Genomic DNA, 10,580 nt, shown 5'->3' on the forward strand with positions numbered 1-10,580 from the left:
TTCTTTTCCTTTTGAATTTTCTTTTTATAAGGGTTCGAACACGGTCTATATTACAAACCTGTTACAAAATTCCCGGATTTTCCCATCAATGACAATATTATTCTTATCTATCACATTTTTATGTACTTATCTAGGTATTCAGAAAATATTCTTCTATTTTTGTCAGTCAGCAACCTTATTAATAGAATAAACCAAACACTTATATGAAAACATTCACCCATCTTTTGTGCGTCCTGATTTTGTCGATTGTACTGTTTGCTTGTAACAATGCTCACTTCCTCAAAGAAGAATCCTACCGGAATCAAGTAGCTCAAGACTTTGAGCAGAAAAAACAGGCACTTCCTCATGGAGATTTATTTGCGATCTTTGCCGATTCTATTTTGTCAGTCTACGAGCGCGAAGCATTGATGTTTCTCTACGCTTATATGCCGATAGGGGACGTGACGGATTATCCGGGAGATTATTACTTGGAGAATGTCCGGCTGTCGAAGCAGACACGTGACGAGATGCCTTGGGGTAAAGAGATTCCCGATGAAGTGTTCCGTCATTTTGTTCTGCCGCTCCGGGTGAATAACGAGAATTTGGATGATTCCCGTCGTGTGTTTTATGGTGAACTAAAAGACAGGGTGAAGGGACTGCCGATGAAAGACGCGATATTGGAAGTGAACCACTGGTGTCACGAGAAAGTGGTCTATCGTCCGAGTGATGCGCGCACCAGCTCACCATTGGCATCTGTCAAAACAGCGTATGGACGTTGTGGCGAAGAGTCTACATTTACGGTGGCTGCGCTCCGGGCAGTCGGTATTCCGGCACGGCAAGTGTATACGCCCCGCTGGGCGCATACGGATGACAATCATGCTTGGGTGGAAGCATGGGCGGATGGACATTGGTACTTCTTTGGAGCTTGTGAACCGGAACCGGTTTTGAACCTGGGATGGTTTAATTCCCCTGCCAGTCGGGGAATGTTGATGCATACTAAGGTTTTCGGACGTTACAACGGTCCGGAAGAGATTATGCTTGAGACACCGAATTATACGGAAATCAATGTGATTGATAATTATGCCCCTACTGCTAAAGCTATCGTAACGGTGACGGATGCCGAAGGTCAACCGGTAGCAGATGCCAAAGTCGAATTTAAGATATACAATTATGCGGAGTTCTATACAGTAGCCACGAAATATACAGATGCAGAGGGGAAAGCCAGCCTGACTGCCGGTAAAGGAGATATGTTGGTTTGGGCATCCCGCAACGGACAATTTGGTTATGCCAAAATCTCATTTGGAAAAGATGATGCATTGCAACTCTCTTTAAATAGGAAAGAAGGTGAAGCCTATTCCTTGCCAATGGATCTTGTACCTCCGGTGGAAGGAGCGAATATTCCCGAAGACACTCCCGAACAACGGGCGGAAAATGATCGGCGGATGGCGCAGGAAGATTCAATCCGCAATGCGTATGTAGCAACAATGATGACGGAAAAACAGGCCAAAGAGTGGATAGATAAACTATATGGAAATACCTTACAATCGGAAAAGAAAGAAAAATTAGTAAACTTCCTGGTTGCTTCGCGAGGAAACCACCAAACCTTGAAAGACTTCCTTTCGCCTATCCGAAAAGAGAAAGACGCTGTTTCATGGGAAGAAATACGGGCTATATGGATATTAGAGAGTCTTTCGGCTAAAGATCTCCGCGATGTAACTCTAGATGTATTGAATGATCATCTGCTGACTAATATCTCGGATTGGGAGAAGATAGAGACTGATTTATTTAAAAGAATGTACCTCAATCCTCCTCGTATAGCTAATGAGATGTTGACTCCTTATAAAAAGGAACTTCGTGAAGCCATTGAAAAAACAGTGTACCAGTCTGTGCCCGATAGCATGAAACGTGATCCCAAAGTATTAATAGAATGGTGCAGAAAAGAGATTAAAATCAATAATGAACTGAATTCTCAACAGATTCCTATCTCTCCGATGGGAGTATGGAAAGCACGGGTGGCTGATGAAAAGTCGCGTGACATATTCTTTGTGGCAGCTTACCGGAGCATGGGATGGGCGTCCGCTGCCTGGATTGATGAAGTGACCGGAAAGGTGCAGATTCTAAATGAAGAATTTGCAAAGGAAGATGTCAACTTCGATACGGCAGAAGCTGCACAGTCTCGAAAGGGAGTATTGCAAGCTACTTATACTCCTATCCGCTCTGTGGAAGATCCTAAATATTATTCGCATTTCACTCTTTCCAAGTTTAAAAACGGCACATTCCAGTTGCTTAATTATGACGAAGGAGAGACGGATATGGGGGATGGAACTACCTGGCGTAATTTGTTAAAATATGGGAGAGAGCTTGATGAAGGCTATTATATGATGGTGACCGGAACTCGGTTGGCAAGTGGCGCGGTGCTTTCCAACAGTACATTTTTTACTATAGAACCCGGTAAGACAACCACCGTTGACCTTGTGATGCGTGAAAGCAAAGATCAGGTGCAAGTGATCGGCAATTTTAATTCGGAAGCGACCTATCGTCCGGTTGACAACACTGAACAGCGGAGTATTCTGCAAACCTGTGGACGTGGCTATTTTATAGTAGCTGTGCTTGGAGTAGGGCAGGAACCTACCAATCATGCGCTAAGAGATATAGCCGCTTTGGGCAATGACTTCGAACAATGGGGGCGTAAGATGGTCTTTCTTTTCCCTTCGGAAGAACAATACAAGAAATTTAATGCCGACGAATTTAAAGGACTTCCGTCTACCATCACCTACGGTATTGATGTCGATGACAGCATCCGCAAAGAAATAGTGCAGGCTATGAATTTGAACAATTCTATTCTGCCGGTATTTATTATTGCAGATACATTTAATAGGGTAGTTTTTGTTTCTCAAGGATATACAATCGGTTTGGGTGAGCAATTGATGAAAGTTGTACATGGGTTATAGAAAAGAGGAGGTATACAATAATCGTTAATTCTTGCCCTTAATGCGTTTTTTCGGAAAAGAATGATTACGTTTGCAGCAAATTATGACTAAGTACATTTTTTGCATATTAGCATGTGCATTTCTGGTATTGGGATTTAGTAATGTTTCCAATAAAGAATTGCAGGGATTTCAGAAAAAAACTGAAACCTCGTCTAATGACATGCGATATGAAGCAGTGTCATGCTGTTGCGTTTCTTCTGCCGGCTTCGACAAGCCAGGTAAAGATTCTCATTCGCAGTTTGTTGACGAGACATCCACTTGTAATGTTAGTGACTGCATTTTTGACAATATCTCTTTTCCGAGAAGCATTGTTCCTTTCAAGAACCTGAAGTTCAATACCAATACTGTCATTATACAGATATTGAGCTCTCTGAATGTTATGCTTCCGGAGAATCGTTTGGGGCATACCGGCCTTGATGTCAATTACACTAAATATTCGTGTAAGTATTACGTCTATACATTGGCGCATATTCTCATTTAGACTATATTCTTATCTTTGGGTAAGGTGAGGTGCCTATTCAGATCCTCCATCTACCATCATTTCCTTTATTTATTATCTTAGTTTTATTCATGTTAACATGGAAAACAAAGAATGTATTTCCTATGACTTGGAACAAAGGACGGATATTGATGTGCTTGTCTTTAAGGATTAAAATATTGTGTTCCCGTTGTGAAACGGGAGTTACGTCGTATAAAAGCAAGGATATTTGAATAAGATTATACAACCTAATTTTTTATATTACTATGATTCATTTATTACTATCTACTCTTGCGATGATGGGGCTTACGTTCCTCATCGGTTTTTTTGTCGCTGCGGTCATTAAGTTGATTGCCTATGCGGCCGATTCATTTGATTTTTATAGTTCCCACCGTTTGGAGCTACTCCGTTTGCGACGCTGGCGTCAGCATCGGCAAAAGGTGGAGAGATTAGTCCGACAGATTCCCATTGCAGATGAAGATGCTTTGGGAGATTTCCGTGAAGATTACAGTAAGGGGATCGACAGAAACTTTACTGGTTATTCCGGCTATTATCATGGCGTGAGTCCGGGAGCTTCTGAAAATAATCTGATGAATTATTATTATTCACAGGATACCCGCGAATTCTTTCTTCGGGAAGAAGAGCAGGCACATGTCAATAAGAAGAACTCAAAGAAACTTACTAACAACAAACAATAAAAGAAAACTAATTTATGGAAAATATAGATTTTGCTACCTTGTTTCAAGGTATTGGTACAATGATGGCAAGCGGATGGGTGCTTGCTTCTGCAAGAGTTTTTTTAGTACTTCTCGGTTTGTTACTGATCTATTTAGGCTGGAAAGGTATACTCGAACCGATGGTAATGATTCCGATGGGATTGGGAATGGTAGCTATCAACTGCGGAACCCTCATTATGCCCGACGGTACACTGGGTAATCTCTTTCTCGATCCGATGCTTTCAGATACGGATCAATTAATGAATACTATGCAGATAGATTTCCTGCAACCTGTTTATACCCTGACGTTTAGTAACGGGCTGATAGCTTGTTTTGTCTTTATGGGTATCGGGACGCTTCTGGATGTCGGCTTCCTGCTTCAGAAACCATTTGCAAGTATATTCCTGGCTTTGTGCGCAGAGCTGGGCACTTTTCTGACAGTACCTATTGCTTCTGCTCTTGGTCTGACTCTGAAAGAAAGTGCATCTGTGGCTATGGTGGGTGGAGCCGACGGACCAATGGTGTTGTTTACTTCGTTGGCATTGGCAAAGCATCTCTTTGTCCCTATTACGGTGGTTGCCTATCTTTATTTGGGCTTAACGTATGGAGGCTATCCATACTTGGTAAAACTGTTGGTTCCCAAACGCTTCCGCGCTATTAAGATGGTGACAAAGAAAGCTCCGAAGAATTACGATGCTAAAGTGAAACTGGCTTTCTCTGCTGTTCTTTGTGCTATTCTCTGTTTCTTGTTCCCGGTAGCTTCTCCTTTGTTCTTCTCTTTGTTTCTGGGTGTTGCTGTTCGTGAGTCGGGTATGAAACATATCTATGATTTTGTGAGTGGTCCGTTGCTTTATGGCTCCACTTTTATGTTGGGTGTCCTGCTGGGTGTACTTTGTGATGCACATCTGTTGCTCGATCCGAAGATTTTGAAACTATTAGTATTAGGTATTGTAGCATTATTACTTTCCGGTATTGGAGGAATAATCGGAGGATATATCATGTATATTATTAAACGGGGTAATTACAATCCGGTAATCGGTATTGCAGCTGTTAGCTGTGTACCCACTACCGCGAAGGTTGCACAAAAGATTGTAAGCAAAGATAATCCGGACTCATTTGTTCTGGGAGATGCCTTGGGAGCTAATATCTCGGGAGTAATTACTTCGGCTATTATTACTGGTATTTATATTACGATAATTCCATATTTATAAATAAAAGTATAACAGTTTCTTGAGATACTGTTGGTAATGATGCAAAAAAAGAAATGGTGAACAAAAGGCTTGAAGGCTGTATGTTCACCATTTCTGTCTTGTATTAGTACTATTATGAGACGATATCTCATCCCTTGCTGCCATATTTATCCATGTAAAGCGGCATCAATCGTTTCTTTTACTCTTCGTATGGAAGTTACGTTTCGTTCGTATTCGTTGATGTGTACCGTGCCTCCCATGGAGACGGCTTCATTTTTGAATATCATTTCGCTCTGAATACTTTCACGTGCCGAGAAATGAAACTCGTTGATTCCGGTTTCTGCGGCAATGCGTGCGATATTATTTTCATTTACTCCGCATCCGGCGAGTAATGTGATTCTTCCGGCAGCCTGTTTCTGTAACTCTTCTAAAAGGGGGATTCCCAGTTCAGCCGTAGGTTGTTGGCCGGAAGTCAGAATACGGTTACATCCCAGTTTGATGATCTGTTCCAATGCTCTCTGCGGGTTATGGCATACATCAAATGCCCGGTGAAAAGTCACAGATAGCCCTTGAGCCGCTTCCATTAGTTTCTGCATTACTGGCAAGTCTACTTCACCCTCTGCTGTCAGACAACCGAATACCACTCCGTCTGCCCCTAATTTTCGTGCAATTTCAATATCTTTCAGCATTGTCCGGATTTCGATATCCGAATACAGAAAATCTCCTCCACGAGGCCGGATAATAACGTGCAGGCGGGTATGAGTCAGTACTTCCCTTGCGATGGCGATCTCACCATAGGAGGGCGTTGTTCCACCTTCCGGTATTCCGGCACACAGTTCCACACGGTCTGCACCACCTTTCTGTGCGGCCAGGCAACTTTCCACTGAATTGGTACAAATCTCAAATTGATATTTTCCCATAGTCGTGTATTAAAAAAGGGCGAATTTCTTCGCCCTTATATGAATTTTCTTTTGAATCGTTACGTTATTTAGCGAAACTTACCGCACGTGTTTCACGGATGACGGTAATCTTCACTTGTCCCGGATAAGTCATTTCATCCTGGATCTTCTTGGCGATTTCACCTGACAGGCTTTCTGTCTGCTTGTCGTCAATCTTATCTGCACCAACGATAACGCGGAGTTCGCGTCCTGCCTGGATAGCATACGTCTTTGTTACACCCGGATAAGCCATTGCTAACTGTTCGAGATCGTTCAGACGCTTGATATAAGCCTCTACGATTTCGCGGCGTGCCCCCGGACGTGCACCGGAGATGGCGTCACAAACCTGTACGATAGGAGCCAGGAGACTGGTCATTTCTGTTTCGTCATGGTGAGCACCGATAGCGTTGCAGATATCCGGTTTTTCTTTGTATTTCTCAGCAAGTTTCATACCCAGCAATGCGTGTGGCAATTCCGGTTCTTCATCAGGCACTTTACCAATATCATGCAGCAAACCTGCACGTTTTGCTTTCTTCGGGTTCAGTCCCAGTTCCGATGCCATCACAGCACAAAGATTGGCTGTTTCGCGGGCATGCTGCAACAAGTTCTGACCGTATGAAGAACGATATTTCATCTTACCGATGATACGGATCAATTCAGGATGCAGACCGTGGATACCCAAGTCGATGGTAGTACGTTTACCGGTTTCGATAATTTCTTCTTCCACCTGTTTGCGTACTTTAGCTACCACTTCCTCAATACGGGCCGGATGGATACGTCCGTCAGTCACAAGCTGATGCAGGGCCAAACGGGCAATTTCACGGCGAACCGGGTCGAAGGCAGAAAGAACAATTGCTTCCGGGGTATCGTCTACAACGATTTCAACACCGGTAGCAGCTTCCAGAGCACGGATATTACGTCCTTCACGTCCGATAATACGTCCTTTGATTTCATCCGATTCGATATGGAATACTGTAACAGAGTTTTCAATGGCAGTTTCCGTAGCCACCCGTTGGATAGACTGGATAACGATACGTTTAGCTTCTTTGCTGGCAGTTAATTTAGCATCATCCATAATGTCGTTGATGAATGATTGTGCCTGCGTTTTAGCTTCTTCCTTCAGTGATTCTACCAGGCGTTCTTTGGCTTCTTCGGCAGACAATCCGGAGATTGCTTCCAGTTTATCGATTTCCTGCTGTTGCAGTTTATCGAGTTCTTCTTTTTTCTTGTCAACAATCACAAGTTGCGCTTCCAGGTTCTCTTTTACCGCTTCGGCTTCCATCTTTTTACGTTGGATTTCTTCCTGACGCTGGCTAAGTACCATTTCACGTTGCTTCAACTTGTTTTCCGCTTGCTGAATCTTCTGATTCCGCAATGCTACCTCCTTTTCAAGGTCCGCTTTCTTATTCAGGAATTTCTCCTTCACTTCCAGCAGCTTGTTTTTCTTAATTACTTCCGCTTCCGTCTCCGCTTCTTTCAGGACATTATCGTATTTGGATTTCAGTACATACCGGAATAGTATATATGAAAGGACTCCTCCTACGATGAAGCAAGCAATTGCTGTTGCTATTATTGCTATCATTCTACATTTAATTTAAGTATATAAATAAAAACGCACCGCCAAATATCAAAGCAATTATTTTTGCTTGGATATTGTGCAGTGCGTGGTTGTTTTATCTCTTATCAGCGAATAGCCGGTCGGGGATTTATTCTTCCTTAAAATAATCCTCCAGCAATTCTGTCAGTTCTTTTACCTTCTCCACATAGGGGCTGGTATCATTACGTTGCATCAATTGCAGTCTCTCTAACGAGAACTGATAGGCTACCATGGCAATAATTTTTTCGGGTTCCAGATTTTTATAGACTTCCCGATACTTATTAAGCCTGATATTTACCTGCTTGGCGGCTTCCCGTACCATTTGTTCTTCCTCACGGTTGATGGTTAACGGGTAGTTTGAGTCTGCTATCTGCAGGTTTATCTTTATTTTATCGTTCATACATCTTCTTCTTATTCATTCAACAAAGCGATGCATTTATCGACTTCACGCACTAATTTTGACAATCGCAGCTTCGTCTCTTTTACGTCGCTGCCGTTAAGGCTGATTGCCGTAGCTGTTTTTAGGTTTGTATAGCTGACTTCCAATTCATCGTATTGAGCTTGTACCTTCTCGTTTTTCAGCTTTTCATTTTCGAGAAGCTTCTTCAACTCGGCATTTTCACGCTTAAGTTCATCGTGCAAATAAATCAAATGCCGTAGTTGCGTTTCAAAGGAATTCAATAACTTTTTTTCTTCTTCTGTCATCACTACACCAAAATTGTACACAAAAATACGATTAACTCTGATATTACAAAAACTTTTCGGGAGAAAATGTTCTTTTTCGTCTAAATTAGCTATGAACGGAGGGGAAAGTAGAGTATTGCATAGGAAGCAAATACAGACTGCTTATAATATTATGGTATATTTTAAATTAATGCGAATTAGTAATTGAAAATGAATTGTCATTCATTTTTGTACGATTCTGAATCATTACAAAATCGATTAAATTTTTCTACTGGGTATTTATTTTCAATCTTTCTATTTCTTCTTTCACCTTTTCTCTGTCTCTTCGATGAATAAGGAGTTTGCGGGTGAAGAGTAACAATTTCACCATCTCTTCACCTGTAGCGAGTAGTTTCAAAAATAGTTTCAAGGCTTGAAACAATCTGTTTCACACCGAGAAACACTTCGTTTCGCTACTTGAAACAAAGTGTTTCCCGCCTTGAAACTTTTAGTTTCAAACAAGGTTGAAACTAATTACGAAATAGCTTTACTAATTTTACTCAATGGTGGAATCTGGAGGCTGCAAGTAAGCGTCTCCGCGATTCTATATTGCTGTCCGTTTTTAGCTCTCATATCTTTGCGAGGTATAAAAATGAAGCATTATGGATTTAGAAAATAGATTTAGAAGAACTTGGAAACGTTTCCAAGAAGTCTTAAAAACAGACTACAATTGTTCTTTAGCGGATGTTTGCCGCGAGCAGCATACCACTTTTGGAGGTATGAGTTCCTGGATGTCCCGACGGGGCTATAGCGTTAAACAAGCTAAGGCAGATGTGGTTCGTGATTATTATGGCGGCGTTGAGCCGTCCCCACTGAGCACTACCTCTCCTGCGTTCACTCAAATAGCACCCGCCATGTCGTCGGAAGAAGAGTTTAGTCTTGCCGGGATCACAATCACGTTTAACAGTGGAACCACCATTTCGGTCAAACGGGCCACACCCGGTGGTGTTATTAAAATGTTGCTCGATTACGAAAGAAAGGAGGGAGATCCATGTATTCTCTAACATCAGCCAATCGATACTATCTGTACCAGGGCTTTGTTCGTATGAACCTNCGAAAGAAAGGAGGGAGATCCATGTATTCTCTAACATCAGCCAATCGATACTATCTGTACCAGGGCTTTGTTCGTATGAACCTTGGCATCGACGGTTTATTCAAAATTATACGCTTGGAAATGAAGGACTTGTCTCCCGTTTCCGGAGATATATTTTTATTCTTTGGCAAAAACCGACAAAGTGTAAAAATACTGCGTTGGGATGGCGATGGCTTTCTTCTGTACTACAAGCGCCTCGAGGGTGGAAGTTTTGAGTTACCAACATTTAACCCCCATACAGGCAATTACGAGATTTCTTATCAGGTTTTGTCTTTTATCTTAAATGGAGTGTCATTGAAGTCTGTACGGTTGCGAAAACGTTTCAGGATTTAATATAACATCTTGATTGTTAATTATTTGTACTAAGTATATCATCCGATTTATTTGGTCAACTCGTTGATTTTTTATATCTTTATACCATGAAAAAGGATGAGATCATAGAGTTATTGAAGGAACAGATCAAGAGATTACGAGATGACAACAACAGACTCTTGGGGCAAGTAGATGCTTTGATAAAAGAGGTTTCTTCCCTTAAAGAAGCACTCCTTCAAAAAGGCGAATCTCTTAGCAAACAACAGCGCCTTGCTAAGGGGCTCGCCAAACTTGTATCCAACACATCCGAACAGCAACAAGCTCCCCAACCTGCCATGTCCGAAGAAGAGCGGCAGAAGAGAGAAGCTGAAAAAGCAGATAAGCGTAAAGCCAGAAAGAACAATGGTGCCAAACGTGACATGCATTATGAGATGGAGGAAGAAGAACATGTCGTTTATCCTGATGATCCCGATTTTGTAAGCGTCTCCGCGATTCTATCTTGTCGCCCTTTTTTCATTCTTATATTTTTGCGATGTATAAAAATGAAGCATTATGGATTTAGCA

10 protein-coding genes and 1 pseudogene are annotated in these 10,580 nt (G+C 42.0%); 7 read left to right on the top strand and 4 right to left on the bottom strand.

The features are described from left to right. The first annotated feature begins 203 nt into the window (after positions 1-203). The 4 genes from KQP79_RS14860 (at position 204) to KQP79_RS14875 (ending at position 5,374) form a co-directional block, all read left to right on the top strand. Positions 204-2,930: a transglutaminase domain-containing protein gene (locus KQP79_RS14860; protein ID WP_061448097.1), complete on the top strand. Its 2,727-nt coding sequence runs from the start codon at positions 204-206 to the stop codon at positions 2,928-2,930. An 82-nt stretch (positions 2,931-3,012) separates the two neighbouring features. Next, complete coding sequence (locus KQP79_RS14865) at positions 3,013-3,450, top strand: hypothetical protein (protein WP_008645296.1); 438 nt, start codon at positions 3,013-3,015, stop codon at positions 3,448-3,450. Between the two features lie 263 nt (positions 3,451-3,713). Further along, complete coding sequence (locus tag KQP79_RS14870) at positions 3,714-4,145, top strand: hypothetical protein (RefSeq protein WP_008021027.1); 432 nt, start codon at positions 3,714-3,716, stop codon at positions 4,143-4,145. 14 nt (positions 4,146-4,159) lie between these two features. Continuing rightward, positions 4,160-5,374, top strand: a complete 1,215-nt coding sequence (locus KQP79_RS14875) for a sodium ion-translocating decarboxylase subunit beta (RefSeq protein ID WP_004308326.1) — start codon at positions 4,160-4,162, stop codon at positions 5,372-5,374. Positions 5,375-5,520: 146 nt separating this feature from the next. On the opposite strand, the gene KQP79_RS14880 is transcribed toward KQP79_RS14875, so the two are convergent. From KQP79_RS14880 to KQP79_RS14895, 4 genes are all read right to left on the bottom strand, one after another. Next, positions 5,521-6,273, bottom strand: a complete 753-nt coding sequence (locus KQP79_RS14880) for a copper homeostasis protein CutC (RefSeq protein WP_061448098.1) — start codon at positions 6,271-6,273, stop codon at positions 5,521-5,523. Positions 6,274-6,337: 64 nt separating this feature from the next. After that, positions 6,338-7,873 carry a ribonuclease Y gene (gene rny / locus KQP79_RS14885; RefSeq protein ID WP_004313412.1) on the bottom strand — a complete coding sequence of 512 codons (1,536 nt, stop codon included), beginning with the start codon at positions 7,871-7,873 and terminating at the stop codon, positions 6,338-6,340. A 124-nt stretch (positions 7,874-7,997) separates the two neighbouring features. Continuing rightward, entirely contained in the window at positions 7,998-8,288 is a 291-nt protein-coding gene (locus tag KQP79_RS14890) for a cell division protein ZapA (protein WP_004304741.1), read from the bottom strand. Positions 8,289-8,299: 11 nt separating this feature from the next. Then, positions 8,300-8,614: a hypothetical protein gene (locus tag KQP79_RS14895; RefSeq protein WP_004304743.1), complete on the bottom strand. Its 315-nt coding sequence runs from the start codon at positions 8,612-8,614 to the stop codon at positions 8,300-8,302. Between the two features lie 599 nt (positions 8,615-9,213). Between KQP79_RS14895 and KQP79_RS14900 the strand changes: the two genes are divergently transcribed. The 3 genes and pseudogenes from KQP79_RS14900 to KQP79_RS14910 all read left to right on the top strand — a co-directional run. Then, the gene (locus tag KQP79_RS14900; protein WP_008642273.1) at positions 9,214-9,615 is read left to right on the top strand and encodes a hypothetical protein; all 402 of its coding nucleotides are present in this window, start codon (positions 9,214-9,216) and stop codon (positions 9,613-9,615) included. Between the two features lie 71 nt (positions 9,616-9,686). After that, the gene (gene tnpB, locus KQP79_RS14905; RefSeq protein ID WP_008023397.1) at positions 9,687-10,037 is read left to right on the top strand and encodes an IS66 family insertion sequence element accessory protein TnpB; all 351 of its coding nucleotides are present in this window, start codon (positions 9,687-9,689) and stop codon (positions 10,035-10,037) included. 86 nt (positions 10,038-10,123) lie between these two features. Beyond that, positions 10,124-10,580 (top strand): annotated as a pseudogene (locus tag KQP79_RS14910) (IS66 family transposase); the annotation flags it as partial.

The organism is Bacteroides sp. DH3716P (genome assembly GCF_025914115.1).
Taxonomy (GTDB): Bacteria; Bacteroidota; Bacteroidia; order Bacteroidales; family Bacteroidaceae; genus Bacteroides; species Bacteroides ovatus.

Bases quoted from the DNA above. Each gene is read 5' to 3' on its own strand.
- KQP79_RS14860 (WP_061448097.1), top strand. From the start codon at position 204: ATGAAAACATTCACCCATCTTTTGTGCGTCCTGATTTTGTCGATTGTA.
- KQP79_RS14865 (WP_008645296.1), top strand. From the start codon at position 3,013: ATGACTAAGTACATTTTTTGCATATTAGCATGTGCATTTCTGGTATTG.
- KQP79_RS14870 (WP_008021027.1), top strand. From the start codon at position 3,714: ATGATTCATTTATTACTATCTACTCTTGCGATGATGGGGCTTACGTTC.
- KQP79_RS14875 (WP_004308326.1), top strand. From the start codon at position 4,160: ATGGAAAATATAGATTTTGCTACCTTGTTTCAAGGTATTGGTACAATG.
- KQP79_RS14880 (WP_061448098.1), bottom strand. From the start codon at position 6,273: ATGGGAAAATATCAATTTGAGATTTGTACCAATTCAGTGGAAAGTTGC.
- rny (WP_004313412.1), bottom strand. From the start codon at position 7,873: ATGATAGCAATAATAGCAACAGCAATTGCTTGCTTCATCGTAGGAGGA.
- KQP79_RS14890 (WP_004304741.1), bottom strand. From the start codon at position 8,288: ATGAACGATAAAATAAAGATAAACCTGCAGATAGCAGACTCAAACTAC.
- KQP79_RS14900 (WP_008642273.1), top strand. From the start codon at position 9,214: ATGGATTTAGAAAATAGATTTAGAAGAACTTGGAAACGTTTCCAAGAA.
- tnpB (WP_008023397.1), top strand. From the start codon at position 9,687: ATGTATTCTCTAACATCAGCCAATCGATACTATCTGTACCAGGGCTTT.